Source organism: Propionispora hippei DSM 15287, assembly GCF_900141835.1.
GTDB classification, from domain to species: domain Bacteria; phylum Bacillota; class Negativicutes; order Propionisporales; family Propionisporaceae; genus Propionispora; species Propionispora hippei.
Genome location: NZ_FQZD01000010.1, coordinates 92949 through 112953, shown reverse-complemented (window position 1 = coordinate 112953; position 20005 = coordinate 92949). Strand labels below are relative to the sequence as shown.

Annotated in this window: 15 protein-coding genes; 3 read left to right on the top strand and 12 right to left on the bottom strand. The window is 50.6% G+C overall.

What is annotated here, in order from left to right; all coding sequences use genetic code 11:
• Positions 1 to 17 precede the first annotated feature (17 nt).
• The 5 genes from glpB to F3H20_RS07450 form a co-directional block, all read right to left on the bottom strand.
• Complete coding sequence (gene glpB / locus F3H20_RS07470; protein ID WP_149734314.1) at positions 18 to 1265, bottom strand: anaerobic glycerol-3-phosphate dehydrogenase subunit GlpB; 1248 nt, start codon at positions 1263 to 1265, stop codon at positions 18 to 20.
• Positions 1262 to 2866 (bottom strand): anaerobic glycerol-3-phosphate dehydrogenase subunit GlpA, encoded by a 1605-nt coding sequence (glpA, locus tag F3H20_RS07465; RefSeq protein WP_149734313.1) that lies wholly within the window; start codon positions 2864 to 2866, stop codon positions 1262 to 1264. Before glpA ends, glpB begins: the two co-directional genes overlap by 4 nt.
• A 654-nt stretch (positions 2867 to 3520) precedes the next feature.
• On the bottom strand, positions 3521 to 5023 hold the full coding sequence (glpK, locus tag F3H20_RS07460; RefSeq protein ID WP_149734312.1) for a glycerol kinase GlpK: 1503 nt from the start codon (positions 5021 to 5023) through the stop codon (positions 3521 to 3523).
• A gap of 91 nt (positions 5024 to 5114) precedes the next feature.
• Positions 5115 to 5843: an MIP/aquaporin family protein gene (locus F3H20_RS07455; RefSeq protein WP_149734311.1), complete on the bottom strand. Its 729-nt coding sequence runs from the start codon at positions 5841 to 5843 to the stop codon at positions 5115 to 5117.
• A gap of 787 nt (positions 5844 to 6630) precedes the next feature.
• The gene (locus F3H20_RS07450) at positions 6631 to 7230 is read right to left on the bottom strand and encodes a glycerol-3-phosphate responsive antiterminator (protein ID WP_149734310.1); all 600 of its coding nucleotides are present in this window, start codon (positions 7228 to 7230) and stop codon (positions 6631 to 6633) included.
• A gap of 515 nt (positions 7231 to 7745) precedes the next feature.
• Here F3H20_RS07450 and dhaK point away from each other — a divergent pair.
• From dhaK to dhaM, 3 genes are read left to right on the top strand one after another with little or no spacing between them, the layout of a single operon-like run.
• Positions 7746 to 8741, top strand: coding sequence for a dihydroxyacetone kinase subunit DhaK (gene dhaK / locus F3H20_RS07445; RefSeq protein WP_149734309.1), 996 nt, complete (start codon positions 7746 to 7748; stop codon positions 8739 to 8741).
• 16 nt (positions 8742 to 8757) lie between these two features.
• Positions 8758 to 9399 carry a dihydroxyacetone kinase subunit DhaL gene (dhaL, locus tag F3H20_RS07440; RefSeq protein WP_149734308.1) on the top strand — a complete coding sequence of 214 codons (642 nt, stop codon included), beginning with the start codon at positions 8758 to 8760 and terminating at the stop codon, positions 9397 to 9399.
• A 1-nt stretch (position 9400) separates the two neighbouring features.
• A complete protein-coding gene (gene dhaM / locus F3H20_RS07435; protein ID WP_091744314.1) occupies positions 9401 to 9796 on the top strand; it encodes a dihydroxyacetone kinase phosphoryl donor subunit DhaM in 396 nt (131 codons plus the stop codon).
• Between the two features lie 424 nt (positions 9797 to 10220).
• Here the strand turns inward: dhaM and ilvB are convergent, their stop codons facing one another.
• The 7 genes from ilvB to F3H20_RS07395 all read right to left on the bottom strand — a co-directional run bounded on the left by ilvB (position 10221) and on the right by F3H20_RS07395 (position 19889).
• Positions 10221 to 11888: a biosynthetic-type acetolactate synthase large subunit gene (ilvB, locus tag F3H20_RS07430; RefSeq protein ID WP_223191668.1), complete on the bottom strand. Its 1668-nt coding sequence runs from the start codon at positions 11886 to 11888 to the stop codon at positions 10221 to 10223.
• A 181-nt stretch (positions 11889 to 12069) separates the two neighbouring features.
• Entirely contained in the window at positions 12070 to 13620 is a 1551-nt protein-coding gene (locus tag F3H20_RS07425) for a 2-isopropylmalate synthase (RefSeq protein WP_149734307.1), read from the bottom strand.
• A gap of 289 nt (positions 13621 to 13909) precedes the next feature.
• Entirely contained in the window at positions 13910 to 14902 is a 993-nt protein-coding gene (gene ilvC, locus F3H20_RS07415; RefSeq protein WP_149734305.1) for a ketol-acid reductoisomerase, read from the bottom strand.
• Positions 14883 to 15407: an acetolactate synthase small subunit gene (ilvN, locus tag F3H20_RS07410; RefSeq protein WP_091744321.1), complete on the bottom strand. Its 525-nt coding sequence runs from the start codon at positions 15405 to 15407 to the stop codon at positions 14883 to 14885. The genes ilvC and ilvN overlap by 20 nt, the downstream gene beginning before the upstream one ends.
• A gap of 359 nt (positions 15408 to 15766) precedes the next feature.
• Positions 15767 to 16453: an MgtC/SapB family protein gene (locus F3H20_RS07405; RefSeq protein WP_149734350.1), complete on the bottom strand. Its 687-nt coding sequence runs from the start codon at positions 16451 to 16453 to the stop codon at positions 15767 to 15769.
• A gap of 183 nt (positions 16454 to 16636) precedes the next feature.
• A complete protein-coding gene (locus tag F3H20_RS20425) occupies positions 16637 to 17419 on the bottom strand; it encodes a response regulator (RefSeq protein WP_149734304.1) in 783 nt (260 codons plus the stop codon).
• Complete coding sequence (locus tag F3H20_RS07395; protein ID WP_188128231.1) at positions 17394 to 19889, bottom strand: ATP-binding protein; 2496 nt, start codon at positions 19887 to 19889, stop codon at positions 17394 to 17396. Before F3H20_RS07395 ends, F3H20_RS20425 begins: the two co-directional genes overlap by 26 nt.
• Between the last annotated feature and the right edge of the window lie 116 nt (positions 19890 to 20005).

Below are 20005 nucleotides of genomic sequence, written 5' to 3'. Positions count from 1 at the left end.
TATTCTCTCCTTAATTTTTAGACCGACATGCCGGCGTGGTAGCCTGATGCCATTGCCACACCGTTGCCGGATTTTTCAAGGCAATAATCATAGCCTGGCAGATTACGTCCTGCCACAAAGAGATTGCTCACAAGCACGTTTCCATTATCATCTGCCGGTTGCAAATTATCATTCACTTTGATACCAATTTGAGCGAAAGGTTGACCGTGAGCAGCAAACAGCTTCGGGTCACCCCAGTTGCCCTGGTCCATATCACCGGCCAGCGGCAATTTGAAGATAGGCTCATAAGCCGTGCCAGGCTCGGAAATCAAGCCGCCGCCAAAGAACCCGCCCGTAGCCAGAATAAAGCTTTTGGCATAGAAGGTATGTTCCCGGGCCGCTGAACTGACGATAACTCCTTTACATACACCATTTTCCACAACCGAACCGGTAATATTCACCTGTTCGGCCACGGCAACACCCATTTTCTTAACATAACTCATGAGCAGGCTGCGCAAACGGTAACCGGTTACTCCCGGCGGCATGCCTAAGAGTTCCACGAGCTTGCATTTTAAAAGTCCTTCCAGTTCATCACGAACGGCATAGGTCGGTTTGCTGCCCAGAACCGGCGGCACCAGAACAACCGCACCCGGTTTCACCACACCTCTGAGCTGGCTGACAAACTGACTCCGGCCGGCCGGCGAATCCATCCAGCGGGCTACGTCAAGGGCGTTGAAGTCCCGTCCTTGTTCGTCCTGCTTAATGTCAACCATGACTACTTCATACTTTTTATCATAACCGGGAATGCGGGCCAAGCCTTTGGCAATGACCTGCGGATAATAATCTTTCAGTTTTTCGAAACCTACCACCACAACCTGCTCGGCTTGTTCAATCACCGAAGCATCCATGGTTTTCGGAATCAGGCCGGTCGGTTTTAACGTTCCGGCGGCTGTCGGCAAGAAGGAGTTTTTATCCAGACCGCCGGCATATTCAAAGCCTTCTTCTTTACAGATATCGGACAGGAACTGGGCTGCTGCTGCCACTTTTTCCGCTCCCAAACGGGCATACGGATGTGTCTTCGGCAATTGAGCCAGTCCGGAATTAAAATCAGTTACCATCGTTTTATCAGGCAAATACCCTAGCAAATCGACAGTGCCGCTACCAAAGGCAACAGCGCCTGTACCTTTAGCCATCAGCATGACCTTTTTACCGCGTTTAACGGCGGCGGCTGCGGCTACAAGACCGGACATGCCGGCTCCCATAACAATTACATCATATTCTTTCATGATGAAATCTCCCCATCTATGTTTAAAGTCGCTTGATAAATCCCGCGCATTAATTCCATTTCCCGCAGTTGGTTGCCCCACAGCGCAGCCCGGATGCCGCTCCAGCGGGATTGCAAGAAGCCCTGCAGCAATTCGGAAGAATTATCATTGTCCAAAAGATTATTGGTAACCACGACACCAACGCTGCGGAAGCCGCAGAATGAACCCTGGCAGGTTCCCATACCCATACGGGTCTTACGGCGAATATCGTCCAAATCATAGCTGGTATCCTCTGCCGCCATTTCTTCCACTTCGGCCAGCGTAACCATTTCACATTCACAGACCAATTGGCGGGTTTCCGGTTTCGCTTTCATACGGTTAACCACATTGTCGAACTTGGTTCCCAAACGGGACATAGCCACTTTGGTGCCATAAGAAGGGAAGTACTTCTTAGCCTCGGCAATTTTTTCCGCCGGCTGATCTTCCACCAACGGTTCCACCGCCGTACGGCACTGGGCCGTCACGTTAAGCTTCTTACAGACCACATCGGTCATTCTTTCCGCCATCAGACGATAGGTAGTCAGCTTGCCGCCAACGATAGTAACAAGGCCTTCCATACCTTCTTTGGCGTGGTCGATAATGGTGAAGTTACGGGAGGCATTCCGGCCTGCCGCTTCCGGATTGGCGCTGTACAGCGGCCGGGTACCGGAGAAGGCACGTAAAATACGGTAATGATAAATATCTTCAAACAGGCCTTCGCCAATTTTCAATAATTTGATAACATCTTCGGTCCGCGGAATGGTGTCGTCAGGACGTTCAGCCGCTTCGGAAGTTGTCCCCAAAATAGTAATGGAACCATGGGGCACAAAAATGTCGCCATCCGAAGGAGGACGCAGACGGTTAACCACCCGGCTGGTGAAACGATGGTTAAAAGCAACCAAAGTACCGCGGTCCGGTTTTACATTAACATGCAGTCCAGCCATGGCCACAATTCTTTCTACCCAGGAACCGGCTGCATTGACAATACATTCGCAGGCAATCTGATCTTCTTCGCCGGTCCTGGTATTGCGGATTTTCACCCCGGTAACCCGGCCATTGGCCTGTTCAATACCGATGACTTCGGTATAAGTCATCACCTGACCGCCATACCGTTTAGCCGACATGACATTTTGCCAGGCCAGACGAAAACCGTCAACCGCCGAATCAGGCACCCGGTATACCGACAAAGCCCGGCTGGTTAAGTTGGGTTCGAGGCGAACTGCTTCCTCCGGACTGATTTGAATGGTAGAGATACCTACTTTATTACAGGATTCCACCCATTTTGCTTCAAAGCTTGCATCATCTTCCGGCAGGCGAACGAAGAAACCCTCCGTTTCCTCCACACAGTGCCGGCCAATTTTGCGCAGAATCATATTTTCTTCAATACATTCTTGTGCCGACTCGGCATCCTTTACGGCATAACGGCCGCCACTGTGAAGCAGGCCATGGAACCGCGAACTGGTTCCATAAACTAAATCGCGTTGCTCCAGCAAAATGGCTTTTACACCGCGCATCGATAAGTCGCGTAACACACCCACACCGGTAGCGCCGCCGCCAATAACCACAACTGTCGTCTGCTGCATTAATAAGACTCCTTTCGTCTGTCTGACAAACATTAATAATATGATATGATTTATAAAAAAAGATTTTCAGCCATAGCACTAGCCTAGTACCTTGCGTCACTTAAATACACGGAGATCCTGCAGTCTTTTCTTTCCCTTTTCGTTGTCGTCGCCTTACATATGTCAGCTATGCACGCTCCGCCGCCTTGGGAGTCAAAAAATCCTTACAAGTTTTTCTCATGCTTTAAGTCACGCAAGGTACTAGCGTCATGACTCAATAATCTTTATTTCCATATAGTATAGTATAAACTTGTCTGAGAATAATAACCGGTTCTTCAGCTTGCCCTGTTTATGAACGTAATGATTTCATAACAAAAAAAAGTCCCAAAAGAAACTATGCCTCCATAGTGTATCTCCTGGACTTCTCTTCAACTCTCATGTCCCCAATATTATAGCAATAATTGTTGCTTATTGTAGTACTTGTTTCTATAAACATAATATAATAAAATTCGTCATCCTGCAATATAATATTTTTAACAAGTGTCAACCTTCAGAAAACTTGTAACAAATTTTAGAGGTATAAGGCAGCCCCTCACTCCACATGTATCGGGACCGCCTTATACCTTTTAGCTGTTACAAATTACTTAGAAGGTTTTCATTAATATAGGAAGGATTTTATTCTTCGTCCCAGTCCATCGAACGTTTTACTGCTTTTTGCCAGCCACTATAGAGTTTTTTAGCTTCTCTAACGTCCATAGCCGGAGCGAAGGATCTATCCAGTTTCCAGGTCTTCACAAGCTCCTGTTTGCTTTGCCACACGCCAACAGCCAAACCGGCCAGATAAGCGGCGCCCAGAGCGGTCGTTTCAATGATTTGCGGACGGTCAACCGGAACAGCCAGAACGTCAGCCTGGAACTGCATCAGGATATTGTTGGCAACGGCACCGCCGTCTACCTTCAAGGCCTGCAGTTTAATGCCCGAATCAGCTTCCATGGCGCTTAATACATCTTTGGTCTGATAAGCCAGTGAATTCAAAGTAGCGCGAACGATATGAGCCCGTTTTACACCGCGGGTCAAACCAAGAATAGCGCCTCTGGCTTTCATGTCCCAGTACGGAGCACCCAAACCAACAAAGGCCGGTACTACATAAACGCCTTCAGCATCATCTTTTACTTTGGCAGCTACATATTCGGAATCCGGAGCGTCTTCAATCATCCGCAAGCCGTCACGCAGCCATTGAATAGCCGAACCGGCTACGAAGATACTGCCTTCCAGGGCATATTCCACTTTGCCGTCAAGACCCCAGGCGATGGTGGTAACCAGACCGTTGTTCGATTTGAACAGCTTATCGCCGGTATTCATCAGCATGAAGCAGCCTGTGCCATAGGTATTCTTAGCCATGCCTTCTTCAAAACAGGTCTGACCAAAGAGAGCAGCCTGTTGGTCGCCGGCAGCACCGGAAATGGGCACTTCTGCACCAAGGAATACGCTGGGATCGGTTTTGCCATATACTTCACTGGAAGGACGAACTTCCGGCAGCAGGCAGGCAGGAACGGTAAGAGCTGCAAGCAGTTCTTCGTCCCATTTCAATTCCTTAATATTATACATCAAAGTACGGGATGCATTGGAGTAGTCAGTTACATGCACTTTACCGCCGGTTAATTTCCAGATTAACCAGGTATCCATGGTGCCGAACAGCAATTCGCATTTTTCGGCTCTTTCCCGCACGCCGGGCACATTGTCCAGAATCCATTTTACTTTCGTACCGGAGAAGTAAGCGTCAACAACCAGACCGGTTTTATCGCGGAAAGTCTGTTCCAGACCTTGCGCCTTCAAGTCGTCGCAGATGGAAGCGGTCTGACGGGATTGCCATACAATCGCGTTATAAACCGGTTTGCCAGTGGCTTTGTCCCAGATAACGGTTGTTTCCCGTTGGTTGGTGATACCGATAGCGGCAATGTCCGTCGGCTGCAGGCCGGCTTTAGCAACGGCTTCGGCAGCTACGCCAATCTGGGTGCTCCAGATTTCTTCCGCATTGTGTTCAACCCAGCCCGGTTTAGGGAAGATCTGAGTAAATTCTTTTTGCGACACGGCAACTATATTAGATTCATGGTCGAATATAATTGCTCTCGAGCTAGTTGTTCCCTGGTCCAACGCCATAACGTACTTTTTACCCATGTTCATCTACTCCCTTGTATTTATATTTTTTAGTTTGAACTAAAGATTATAAACCAGCATCATAAGGGTGTTACATTTATAAACAACTTTCTTAGATAAGACCAATGGCCTTAGCGAATACATAGGCAATTGCGGCACCAACGAACGGTCCTACAACCGGTACCCAGGCATAACCCCAATCGGAAGATCCTTTACCGGCAATCGGCAAAATAGCATGGGCAATACGAGGTCCCAGGTCACGGGCAGGGTTCATAGCGTAACCGGTAGGTCCGCCAAGGCTCAAGCCAAGAGCAAAGATTACCATGCCAGCCAGGTAAGGGCCAACTCCCGGAGGGATAGCACCTACTGCCGGGGAGAACAGAGCAAAGAAGCTGAACATCAACATAAAGGTAGCAATAATTTCTGTCAGAAGATTTGCTTTCAAGTCCCGAACAGCCGGGCCGGTAGCAAATACGCCTAATTTGAGACCGGGATCTTCAGTAATTTCCCAGTGCGGCAGGTAAGCCAACCAAACAACAACCGATCCGGCAATAGCGCCAACCGTCTGCACTACCATCGTCATGATCGCCTGATCCAGAGTATAAATTCCGCCTCTCAGATATTTAGCCAACGTAACCGCGCAGTTTAAGTCCGCCTGCGGAGCACCAAGGGATACAGCAGTGAAAACACCGGCAAATACAGCAAGAGCCCAGCCTGTGGTTATAACAATCCACCCGCTGCCTTGACCTTTGGAGTCTTTGAGCAACACATTTGCAACAACGCCTGCACCAAAAATAATCAGTACTGCAGTTCCAAGGAATTCGCCTAACAAGTTAGTCATCGTATTTCCTCCTCAATAATTTTTATAATTCCGACTTCCAAACCGTTATACCCAACTATCCTCCCTTCCTGTAAATTTGTATCAAAGAAGCTCTGCACAAAGCCGCTTCCCGTTACCTGAATTACATGCAACCTTCATATCCTTCTCAAATTTATCTTAACCAATTCAGTCAGATATTTTTTAAAAATCTTAGTAAAATTTCTTAAATACTTAATTTACCAGCTTTTCGAAAAAAGAAATCCGAAAAATAAGCATGGCGTAACCAAACTATTTTTCGGACTTCTCTAGTACTCTAGCGTCCCAGATATTAATATTGGTTCATACACTGAACAGACGTTCAGTCTTTCGGTCCTGCCTTTTCCCTGAACACATCAAAATGCACAAATGACATCTTTCTACTCAAAAATGTTCATTTTACCCCATTTTCTATGGCCTTTTTTTGAACAAACGTTCCAACAAACAATTTTAATTTTCAGAGAAAGCATTTTTTCAATACTAAGATTATTCTGTATACACTTTTGAATTCCTGCTTGAATTTTAAAAAAATTATAATTTTTTTATTTCTTTACAAAAAAGTCCCGGAAAAAGGTAATTTTAATGGCTTCCCGCTCTCCTCCCTCTCTCTTTTCCAACAGTAAGCGCCCACAAAAAACAAGGGAGACACTCTTTAAAACAGCTAACTATCTTAAGTGTTTTAAGAAGTGTCTCCTAGTGCATAAACGTACACAATATATATTTATTTTTTTGTTATGTATAAACTAATGATTCCAGATGACCGGGCAATGTCTTATTGGCCTTTGTCAGGATAAGTGAAGTTCCACAACTCCCGTTTACTTGTGCTGACAGCATAGACTCCGTTCTTGATCGCCTCAACGACTTCCTCTTCGGTTTGCATTAGGCCACCGGCCAAGACAGGACGGCCAACTTCAGACAGCAGCCGCTGAACAACCGAACGCGGCACCATCCCCGGCAACACTTCAATGGCATCCGGTTTAAGAGCCTTCGCCGCCTGAATTCCTGTGCGCACAGCCTCGGAGTCCATGCAAAACAGCCTTTGAATAACAATCATACCGTCTTCATGGGCCATTTTGCCAATTTGCGTTTTGGTGGTGATCACGGCCGAGACTCCCTGACGGGCCAGAAAATTAATACCCGGCTTATCCCTCCCAATTCCCTCCAGTAAGTCCAGGTGTAAGATCAACCGCTTTTTGTACTGTTTGGCCTGTTCCAATAGACTTGACACCGTATTAATATCCCCGAACAGCACAATAACTCCCGGAGCTGCGGTATTTGACATAGCGTACTTAAAATCCTGAATTGTACGAACTGCCGGAATAATAGGTCCATTGACAATCGTCTTTAAAATTCCAGGAACCTGCAATCCCATCCCCTCACATTCCTTCTTTGTGTAATAACATAGTGTTACAATAATAAATATGATTATTATGACGTTATTACACCCTTTCTCCAAAGGTGCACATTTTTCCTGCCTTCAATATCTCTATTTTTCACTTTGAACCGTCAATTGAGTGAATATACTGATAAATAACTGAGAAAGATTACATATAAAGGAAAAGTTCTTTGATAAAACGTCTTGACACCTCATATGTTAGATAATATTATCTAATTAATAGTGACTATGCTATGCAAATATTCCTAATTTTCCAAAACTACAGTCTGGATATCATACAAAAAAATAATGACCTGGCAAAACAGAGATAATCCAGGCTCCCGTTCTTAGTCCGGCATATAGCCCGTTAGTAGAAGGAGCTTGGATTTTGCATCTAAGCGTTGGGACTGGCTGCCAAAGGTTTTCCCCTGCGATTTATTTTTGTCTGGTTTGGTGCCGCTACGCCGGCACTTTAATTAGAGCATAACACAAAGTACGAGGAGGCCGTTCGCATGAAAAAAATCATTAATGTTCCGGAAGAAGTAGTACAGGACATGCTGCAAGGTATCACAGCCGCTCATCCGCAATATGTCAAGCAAGTGGAAGGAACCAGTGTATTGGTCCGCGCGGTAAAACCGGAGAATAAGGTCGCTTTGGTAAGCGGCGGCGGCAGCGGTCACGAGCCGGCCCATGGCGGGTTTGTCGGCAAAGGGATGCTGGACGGCGCTGTTGCCGGTGCCGTATTCACCTCACCCACTCCTGACCAGGTATATGAAGCAGTCAAAGCCGTCGATACCGGCAAGGGTGTCCTCCTAATCATCAAGAACTATACCGGCGACGTCATGAACTTCGAAATGGCCGCCGAAATGGCTCAGGCTGACGGTATACAGGTGGAAAAAGTCATCGTCAATGACGATGTCGCCGTAGAAAATAGCACCTGGACGATTGGCCGCCGCGGCATTGCCGGCACGATTTTGGTTCACAAGCTGACCGGTGCCAAAGCCGAAGCAGGCGCCGATCTGGCCGAAGTAAAACGAATTGCCGAAAAAACCATCGCTAATGTGCGCTCCTTTGGCATCGCCCTGTCAAGCTGCACCGTTCCGGCGGCAGGAAAACCGAGCTTTACCCTGGCCGACAACGAAGTCGAAGTAGGCATGGGTATTCACGGCGAACCGGGCACACACCGCGAAACGCTTCGTACGGCTGATGAAACTGCCACTTATCTGGTAGACAAAATTCTGCAGGATATGCCTGTCAAAGCCGGTGAGGAAGTTGCTGTACTCATCAACGGCCTAGGCGGCACACCGGCCATGGAATTATATATTGTAAACAAAAAAGTATCCGAAATTCTTAAAGACCAGGGTATTAAAACCGTCAAAACCTATGTCGGCAATTATATGACATCCCTGGAAATGGCCGGTTTTTCCATTTCCCTGCTCAAGCTGGATAGCGAATTAAAAGAGCTGCTGCTGGCTACGGCTGACACCCCCGCTCTTGTCCAAATCTAAAGGAGGCCCAAGGTACATGAATACTGCTATGTTAACGCTCATCGACGCAGCAAAAGAAAAAATACTTGCGCAAAAGGAATGGCTGACCTCGCTGGACGCCGCCATCGGCGACGGCGACCACGGCATCAATATGGCCCGCGGCTTTGAAGCGGTAGCAACTAAAGTCCGGACTTTGCCACCGGAAGCCGAATTGCCGGCTATCTTAAAAACGGTAGGAATGACACTAATTTCCACCGTAGGCGGTGCCTCCGGTCCGCTGTACGGCACAGCCTTTTTACGGGCGGCCGATCAGGCATCCAAAAGCGCCGGCCTGCCCGCCGCCGCTCTTCTCGGCAACATACTGGCCGGGGCACTGCAGGGAATCAAGGACCGCGGCAAAGCCACAACCGGCGAAAAAACAATGGTTGATGCGCTGGAACCGGCTTGCGTAGCCTATGACAGAGGCCTGACCGAAGGGAAACCCCTGCCTGTTTGCCTGGAAATGGCTTGCGAGGCCGCCCGCCAGGGCGTGGAGTACACCAAAACCATCATTGCCACCAAAGGACGGGCCAGCTATCTTGGCGAACGCAGCCTGGGACATCAGGATCCGGGAGCCACCTCTCTCTGCCTGCTTCTGGAAATACTGTCCGACTTTGTAAACCGGCAGGAGGTAAAATAATTTGGTAGGGTTAGTAATTGTGTCACATAGCAGCAAAATTGCGGCAGGAACTTGTGAAATGGCCTATCAAATGGCCAATCCCGAACAAAAAATCATTGCCGCCGGCGGTACGGCCGACGATGGCATCGGCACCGATGCTGTAAAAATCGCCGCCGCCATTGAAGCTGCCGACGACGGCAGCGGCGTCTTGATTACTGTTGACCTGGGCAGCGCCGTCTTATCGGCAGAAACGGCCCTGGAACTCATTCCCGAAGAGATCAAGGCGCGGGTTAAAATTGCCAACGCCCCGCTCGTGGAAGGGTCGATCACCGCCGCCATTCAGGCCTCATTGGGCGTATCGCTGGAAGAGGTATGCCAAACAGCCGAAGATGCCCGCCAACTGCAAAAGTTCTCCTAACGATTCAATAAAAACAACAAAGGCTTCGCCTAACCGGCGAGGCCTTTGTTGTTTTCTTCATATATTCATTCAGTATTTTTCTAAAAAAGTAAAGAATAACTTCGCGATAAAAATTTGCGGCGGTTTCTCTTCGTTCCCCTTCGGCCTTTTCCGGAAAAATACGTTCCGCAGGATGAAAAATTGCCGGCTTACGTTAAGAAAATCCGCGCTGTGCCCTTTGGGTATTTGTTTGAGCGAAGCGAGTTTACGGATTTTAGTAAGCCGGCAATTTTTCAAGTATTTTGGAGGACAGGCCTAGACCATTTGCTCCTTTTGGGTCAATGCCAAAAGGAGGCCCGTTCTATCATACAAACCGTACTGCAAACAAGCAAAATTCCCCTGGTATAACCGCTATCCGTCAAAAACATAAAGGGCATATTATCTCTTATTCTAACTCAATATAATTATTCAACGTTGAACCCGGCATGGCCATGGGGGTAACGAAATCGGTCTTTGCTATATTAGCCACGATGACATGGGGCCTCCGGGAGGCCAGCGCCTGGGCAAAGGCTCCTTTAAATTCCTGCGCCGTATTGACCGCCACACTGTCGACGCCAAAGCTTTTGGCATATAGCGTAAAATCGACCGTGGGCGGCAAACAGCAGGCAGAATACCGCTTATTATACAGAGCATGCTGCATCTGGCGGATCATCCCCAGCCCGCTATTATTGATAATGACGGAAATAATCGGCAAACAGTGCGCGGCAATGGTATACAGCTCATTGCCGGTCATTTTCATCCCGCCGTCGCCGGCAATATGGATAACCCGCTTGCCGGGAACGGCAAACTGGGCCCCCATGGCGGCAGGCAAACCGTAGCCCATAGCGCCCAGCCCGCCGGAAGTCAGCCAGGTCCGCGGCTTTTCCAGCTTCAGGTGCTGCGCCGCCCACATCTGATGCTGTCCTACATCGGTGGCGAAGACAAATTCCTGACCGGCCGTTTCTTCCGCCATATGCTGCATAATCCAGGGCGCATTCAGACTGGCTTCGGAATACACGGGGGCAAATTCCTCCTGCCAGGACCGGATGGTATTGAGCCATTTATCCACCGGACCCGGCTGGGCATACTCGGTAATACAGCTTAATATTTTCTTCAGATCCCCTGGCAGGCCGATATGAGTCATGACATTTTTATCAATTTCCGCCGGATCCACGTCAATGTGAATCACGCTTTTCTGCTCACCGTACCGCCGGCGATCACCGGTCACCCGGTCGCTGAAGCGGCAGCCGACAGCCAGAATGGTATCGGCATAATGGATGGTACTGTTAGCCGCCTTATGGCCATGAAGTCCGGTCAGGCCCAAAAAGCGCGGACGGGAAGCCGGAAAAGCACCCAGGCCCATTAAGGTGCTTACCACCGGCAACCGGCACTTTTCCGCCAGGGCCAGCACTTCGGCGCCCGCCTCCGCCTGGATGACGCCGCCGCCGACAATAATAACCGGCCGCCGGGCCTCCTGAATGATGGCACCGGCTTCCCGGAACTCTCTTTCCATCCCGCCGGGAACCTGCCACTCACGACCGGGTGACGGCGGGGCCTCGTAAAAATCCAGTTTGGCGCTCTGGATGTCGCGGGGAATATCAACCAGCACGGGACCCGGCCGGCCGCCGCGGGCGATATGGAAGGCATACCGGATGATTTCCGGCAGTTTCTGCACGTCTTTGACCTGAAAATTATGCTTGGTTATCGCCATGGTCATACCGACAATATCAATTTCCTGAAAAGCATCCTGGCCGATCACGCCGGTCGCCACCTGACCGGTGATGGCTACTACCGGAATCGAGTCCATATAGGCTGCGGCCAAACCGGTAATCAAATTGGTCGCCCCCGGCCCGGAAGTGGCAATACATACACCCACCCGGCCGCTGGCCCGGGCATACCCGTCGGCAGCATGGGCGGCTCCCTGCTCATGAACGGTAAGCACATGCTTCAGGGCAGGACTATCGCAGAGAGCGTCATACAGCGGGAGCACCGTTCCTCCCGGATAACCGAATACCGTATCCACCCCTTGTTCCAATAAGCATCTAATAACTGCCTCTGCACCGGATATTTTCATGCCAATCCCCCCTTGCCCGTTTACAGCAAGAGACGGTTTTCCAACCGCCTCTTTTTCAACTTGCATCCGGCCCTTACGGCGTCATCGGCAAGCTGTCGTCGTTCTTATTTCCAGCCGGATAGCTGTCCGGTCAGACCAAACGCGGCGTTGCGTTATTTTTTGTCTAGTTTGCTGCCGGTGACTACCGTATACCGGTTTCGTTACTTGTCTCCGGTACACCGCAGACAGCCAGCATTTTGTTGATGGCACCGACATAAGCCTTGGCGCTGGCCTCAATGACATCAGTGCTTAAGCCCCGGCCGCTGAAGGAACGGTCATCGCATTCCACCCAGACAATAGCTTCGCCCAGGGCATCTTCGCCGGAAGTAACGGCTTTAATAGTATAGTCCTGCAGGCTTACCTTAAAACCTACGGCTGCCTCGATAGCTTTAAACATCGCATCGACCGGTCCGTCACCGCAACTGGCGTGTTCGACCACACCATTGCTGGTTTCCAGCCGCACCGTCGCCGTAGCCAGCATCTGATTGCCGCTGACCACATGGTGATAAGACAGGCGGTACCATTCGGGTTTTAAGCTCACTTTTTCATTGACCAGCGCTTCAATATCACGGTCAAACACCATCTTTTTACGGTCAGCCAGTTCTTTGAAACGGACAAACAGCATATTGACGGTATCACTGTCCAGTTCAAAGCCCAGTTCTTTCAACCGGTCCTCAAAAGCATGACGGCCCGAATGCTTGCCCAGCACAATGGCATTACGGCTAATTCCGACCGTTTCAGGACGCATGATTTCATAAGTAAGCGAGTTGTTGAGCACGCCATGCTGATGAATCCCCGATTCATGGGCAAAAGCGTTTTCGCCGACAACCGCCTTATTGGGCGGCACGGAAATACCCGCCAGAGTGCTGACCAACCGGGAGGTGCGATAAATCTGCGTCGTGTCGATCCGCGTCTCGGCCTTGTAAAATTCCTTGCGGGTGTGCAGGGCCATCACAATTTCCTCCAGCGAGGCATTGCCGGCCCGTTCGCCCAGCCCGTTCATGGCACATTCCACCTGGGTGGCGCCGTTTTCAATCGCCGCCAGCGAATTGGCTACTGACATGCCTAAATCATCATGACAGTGAACACTGATGGCGGCCCGGTGAATATTGGGGACATGGTCGCGGATGTATTTGATGAGCGCGCCGAATTCGCTGGGCGAAGTGTAGCCCACTGTATCGGGAACATTGATGGTGCTGGCGCCGGCGTCGATGACCGCCGTATAAATTTGGCACAAAAAGTCCCAATCGGAACGGGAAGCGTCTTCTGCAGAAAACTCGACATCCTCCACAAACTTCCGGGCATAGCGTACAGCCTCTTCGGCTCTGGCCAATACCTGTTCCCGGCTCATTTTTAATTTATATTCCATGTGAATGTCGCTGGTGGCGATAAAGGTGTGAATCCGGGGCCGTTCAGCCTGCTTCAGTGCGTTGACCGCAGCATCGATGTCTTTCTGCCCGGCCCGGGCCAACCCGGCAATCGCCGGTCCGCCTTTTATTTTGGCGGCAACCTGACTGACTGCGGCAAAATCACCGGGGGAAGCGATAGGGAAGCCCGCTTCAATGACATCCACCCGCAGTTTGGCGAGAGCCTGAGCAATCTCCAGCTTTTCATCCACTTCCAGGCAGACACCCGGCGTCTGTTCCCCATCACGCAACGTGGTATCAAATATTTTTATCACGGGTATATCCATCTGCATCCCTCTCTTCGTTAATATATTCAAAAATGGAAAGCGCCAGACGATATGAACGAAAAGTCAGCAAAGCTTCGCAGCATTCATATCGTCATGGCGCTATACCGTCCTATCCGTACTAGGGAACCACTGATTTATTCACACCGCGCATCCTGGCGGATCTTTTTCCGCCTGACTGCGTCAGCAAAACCTTGAAATAGTGACCGCTATTCCTGCGGTTTAGTTCCTTGTCAGCCGAAAAAATCTCTCGCCAGGCTAGCAGGCTCATTAAATCAGCGGTTCCCTAATCTTACTTTTTCAGCCAGGACATCATGGACCGTAGTTTTTTACCAACCACTTCAATTTGCTGTTCCGCTTCTTTTCGCCGAGTGGCGGAGAATTCCGGCCGGTTTGCCTGATTTTCCAAAATCCAATTCTTGGCGAATACGCCGTTTTGAATTTCGGACAAAACTTTTTTCATTTCCGCCCGGGTTTCCTGAGTTACAATGCGTTTACCGATCATGTAATCACCATACTCGGCTGTGTCGCTGATTGAGTAGCGCATAGCTGCCAAGCCGCCTTCATACATCAGGTCAACAATCAGTTTCAGTTCATGGAGACACTCAAAGTAGGCAATTTCCGGCTGATAACCGGCTTCCACCAACGTTTCAAAACCAGCCTTCACCAATTCGCTGGCGCCGCCGCACAGTACGGCCTGTTCGCCAAACAGGTCGGTTTCGGTTTCTTCCTTAAACGTGGTAACCAGAACGCCGGCGCGGGTACCGCCAATACCGCGGGCGTAGGCCAACGCGGTTTCCTGGGCATTACCGGTATAGTCCTGATGCACAGCCATCAGACAGGGCACGCCTTTGCCTTCCTGATATACGCGGCGTACTAAATGGCCGGGGCCTTTCGGTGCTACCATAAACACGTCTACATTAGCGGGAGGCACGATTTGATTGAAATGAATGTTAAAGCCATGAGCAAATACCAGAGCCGAACCTTCCTTTAGGTTGGGGGCGATTTCGGTGCGGTATACCTGAGCCTGCCGTTCATCGGGAATCAGAATCATCGTGATATCGGCGGAAGCCACGGCTTCGGCAACCGGCGCCACTTTCAGTCCCTCCTGTTCGGCCTTGGTCCAGGATTTGCTGCCTTTATATAGACCAATGACCACATTGACGCCGCTGTCTTTCAGGTTAAGTGCATGGGCATGGCCCTGACTGCCGTAACCGATAACCGCTACCGTCTTATGTTGAATCATTTCCCAGTTTGCATCTTGATCATAGTACATTTTCGTCATGAGTGTATCTCTCCTCGTATTGATATATTGTATTTTCACCCCGTGCCAAACCGATAAGACCGGTACGGATCATTTCCAACAATCCGTATGGCACAAGAAGATCCGCCAGTGCATTGATTTTATCCTCGTCGCCGGTAATCTCCAGGGTCAGGGTCGTTTCCTGCACATCCACCACATTAGCCCGGAATACCTCGGCAAGCTTCAGTACCTCGGTACGCTTGTCGCCGGCCCGGACCTTTAATAAGGCCATTCCCCTGGTGACAGAAGAAGTCTGTGACAGACTTTGCACAGCCACCACTTCCACTAGCTTTTCCAGTTGCTTGGTCACCTGATCCACTACGGACTGATCGCCGCAAACGGCCGCCGTAATGCGTGAGTACTCCGGGTCCTGGGTTACACCGACCGTGAGGCTGTCAATATTGAACCCCCGCCGGGAAAACATGCCGGCAACCCTGACCAGCACGCCGGGCTGATTCTGCACCAGAATGGATAACACCTGCCTCACCGTATCCCTCCTTTTCCAATTCAAAAAACCGCCCCTATTGACTTTCGTCAATAGGGGCGGTTAAACCGCGGTACCACCCTACACTGTACTCAAACGCCGGCTCTTCAAGCCAACTTCCGGTCAACGCCCGGCAGGCGCCTTTATCTAACCGCAATGCGGCCTCAATAAAGGAGTTCGTGGGTGAGCTATCTCAACAGGTTGCACCGGTTCACAGCAGCCACCGGCTCTCTGCAGCAAGCTTTGTTGATTTATCCCAGTCATCACTTTTCACCAAACCTGCCTATCTGTTAGGCAAGTTTGTAACATTGAATACATTATCCCAGGACATGTGTCATTTGTCAATACATTTTACAAAAATTTTACTGCAGTTCATGCTCCCGCACCATTCCCGCCGAATCGCAGGCCACCGATTTTACCCCGGATATCGCCGCCAAATTAGCCAGTATACAGTTCATATTGTGTTTATCCGGCAATTGCAGCAACAGATGAAACAGCAGATGATGATTGTTTTCTTCGATCTTTAGGTCGCGGATGCTGACCCCATGACCGCCAAGACAGGCCCCAATAGCCCCGATCTGCTCCGGCCGGTCCTCGCTGGTGACAACTATATTGATAAACTGCTTACTGTATAGTCTTGCCTCCATGCGGGTCAAAATAACCAAAATACTAAACACCAATACGGTAGTCATCAACGCGCTGACATAAAAACCGCCTCCCGCCGCCAGTCCCACGCCGGAAACAACCCATAAACTGGCCGCCGTGGTTAATCCTTTGACGGTAAGTCCCTCTTTCATAATGCTGCCGGCTCCCAGAAAACCGATGCCGCTCACTACCTGGGCCGCCAGCCGGGCCGGATCGGCATTGGTTTTCCCCTGGACCATTTCGTAAAGACTGATGGACAGGATCATAATCAGGCAGGACCCGATACTAACCAGCGTGTGTGTTCTAAGCCCGGCCGCCTTATGCTTGGCCTGCCGTTCATAGCCGATAATTCCTCCCAGGATACCGGCCACCAGCAGCCGTAAGGCGATTTCACCATCTGTAATCACACCAACCCGCCTCCCCCACCGGCCATATCCCCATCGCGGCGATAGAGCCGGCTATTTTGCTTTTCTGTTACTATATACCAAATACTAAGCGAAAATACAAGTTTTTATGCAGATATGCAAAAACAACAGGGTATACATAAACCTCCACCGTCTACGCATCCCCTGTTTTTTTTATTATTTTCACTTTTTCAGCAAGATAAACTCAACCGCTCCCAGAGCAGGTACATTCCGGAAAAAACGCAAATAGTCCTGAGTGTGGCAACTGACCCGCACTTGCAGACCTGCCAGCGCGAGCTTTTCCAGCAGGTCGGCAAAACCTGGCGCCACGCCGTCATGAACGGCCTGGCACTTCGTAAGATCGAGGCTGAACTGCCCGGCGCCGCTGGCGGCCCGCTCCGCCGTCAACCGGGACAATTCGGCAAAATCCCGCTGCACAAATTGCCGGACTACCGTGACTTTTAAGCTCTCGCTATCCTCCTCCGCAGCAAAGGCAGCAGTATGGGGCAGGGAAATAGCCGCTAAATCCACGCCGGGCGGCAGCTTGTCCTCCGGCTCAGCCATCCGGTTGCCCAGCCGTTCGGAAACAAAATCACCGCATGTCCGGTTTTCCAAAATATCATTGATTACACCAATCAGCCGTTCTTCCTTAAAAGGTTTAAGAATGTAGCTTTTAGCCCCGTATTGCAAGGCGTCAAACACCTTGTGCTGCTGTCCCAGCGCACTGACAATCATCACCCTCGCTGCCGGGTCCAGGGCGACAATCTGCTTTAGCGCTTCAATGCCGTCCATCCCAGGCATGGTAATATCCATAGTTACCAGATCGGGCCGGTGCTGCCGGTAGGCTTCCACAGCCTGCACGCCATTACCGGCTTCCGCCGCTACGGTATGCCCGTTTTTTTCTAACATGCCACCAATCGTTCTACGCATGATCAATGCGTCATCTACCACCAGTACTTGCGCCATATGCGTCCTCCCTCTCCTTGGTTAAGGATATTAAACTCAATGCAATCGGTCCTGCGTTTGTCTGTATTTGCCACAGGCGAACGGCCGCAGCGGCATATTTGGCCGAAGCACCCTCCGCCCAGATGGTAACAGGGGTTCCCATGCTGAGCGGCACCTGACCGCCGGGCAAAAGCTGCAGTGCATTGCCGGCAATTGTATTACAGACTTCGGAAAACACGCTTTCCACCAGCATCTGCTGCTCTTCGGCAACCAGGCCGTCAGGCAAAAAATCGCCGGCCAGTTGCCGGGCAAAACCGGCGCTGCTGCTAAACATCACCCGGCCAGGCCAGGCGCCCTGAAAGTCGATAAACGAGCTGAGCTCCTGCATGGGAATCATATTGCACTCCGCGGCCAACTCCTGTACTGCTTCCACCTGTATCCGGTATTCCTCGGACAAGTACCTGCCGGTCTGGTGCTGCAGTTGTTCGGCAAAAAACGTTACGTCAAAGCCTTCCGGCAGTTCCAACGGTTCCAATGGCAGGACAAACGTGAAGGTCGTACCTTTTTTCTCTTCGCTGACAATATGAATCTGCCCGCCCAGGCGATCGACCTCTTCCAATACGGCAGACAGCCCTACCCCGCGTCCGGCCAGCTCATCCACGGTTGCGGCGCTGGAAAACCGGTCGGCCAACACCAACCGCAGCGTTTCCTCCCGGGATAGGCCCTGTAGCTGCTCCGGCCTGGCCACGCCTTTTTGAATGGCGACTTCCTTAATGGCCAGCTCATCCATCCCCCGGCCATCATCGCTAATGGCAACCACCAGACGGCCGTCCTCCTCTCTGATGCTGCAGCTAATCCGCCCCCACTCCTCCTTGCCCATCGCCAAACGTTCCTCCGGTGTTTCCAGACCGTGGGCGACGGCATTGCGAAATACGTGAATCAGCGTCTTGGCAAAATCGTAATAACGGTCCGGGTCGAGCCAAACCGGCTGCCCCTGAATAATCACCGGTCGCAGCAGCTTATTATACCGTTCCGCCAGCGACAGTGTGTATTCCGGATATCTTTGCAGTAAATCGGTAAACGGTTTATAGCGAAGGCGGCGCAGCTCCGACAGCAGCCGTTTGGCCTGGCCGGCCGGCAGGATTTGCAGCACCCTTTCCTCCAGTTGCTTTAAGCGGCCGGCCTCGATAATAATTTTGTCCTCCTCCTGGAAAAACCGCTCGCCCAAGACATTGGTCAGCAGCCTGATCTCGTCTTCCAGCCAGCCGTATAAAACCAGCGGGGAATAACGGGTAAAGAGCCGGGTAAGTTCAAACTCAGCCAGATCGTTTTCCAACAGATTTCGCAGTTTTTCCAGCTGCGACTCCAGCTCATGCAGCCTGGCGGCCAGCGTCTGCATATCCAGTTGAGCAAAAATCCCCTTCCAGGTATGCACCGCCCGGAAAATCATATCCACCCGCTCTGCTGCCGTCCGGCTGGACGCCAGAATCGCCGACAGCTCCTCCCGGCAAAAAATGCCGTAATCCTGTCTTGCCTTGGAAAACTCGTGGTAGCCGGTTACGGCATGAACCACCATGGAAAGGATATTCCGTTCCTGCTCAATCTGTTCCGCCATGCAGCGCTGCTCGGTAACATCGGTCAGGATCAGCAGGATTTGCCGGCCATAGGGCTCCAGCGGCGACTGAATCAGCTTATAGGCCGCCTTGATATATGTATCGCCCAACAGGATTTCCTCCGGCAGCAGGGAAATATAATTGTCCCGTAAAAAGGTATCCTCTTCTTTAAAAATTTTATTAAACAGTGCTTTGAGAAAATTCTGCTGCTGCTCGTCGCCGGGATAAAACAGGGCCGGCACAAACTCACCGCCGATTTCCCGGTTGAACAGCATGACGCATTCCGCGCTATACTCGCCGGCCACTTTCAAATCACCGGCAAAGGTCAAAAAGCCCTGTCCGGCGTTATCCAGCAGATTGCGGATTTTACCGACCATCTCGGATAAATCCTGGGTCTTCCGCTCAAGCTGGGCCTGCACAGCCAGTTGCCTGACCTGCGCCTGTTCCAGCTCGTCCCTTTGTAGACGGATTTCCTGCTGTGATTCCCGCAAATGATCGACGGCCTGCTGCAGGTCGGCGGCATTCACCTTGATGCAGTGAGCCATCCAGTTCATATGACGCATCAAGACCTGCCACTCATTTTCATCCTGCTGGTCATTGGTGGAGTTACCCACCGGCAGGTGCACATCGTACCGACCTTCCTTTACCGCCTGGCAGAACTGCTGCATATTTTCCAGTTTGCTGCCGAAAATCCATTGTTTGACCAGTCCCGGGGTAAATAAACCCACAAGAATAGTCCCGATTAACGTCATGGTCATGGCATACTGGAAACCGCTATGAGCCTCCAATCCAGTCCGGCCGGCAAACCAGAACAAACTGACCAATGGCATGAAGCCAAAGAAAAAGACGACCACCATAAGCTTACTGCGGATCCGCACCCTATCCCCACCTTTTCGGCATTTCATTTTTTTGATAATAATTATCATTATCAAAATTACCCTTATATTCTCACAAATAAACCGCATTATGTCAAGCCTTTTGATATAAATTCCCG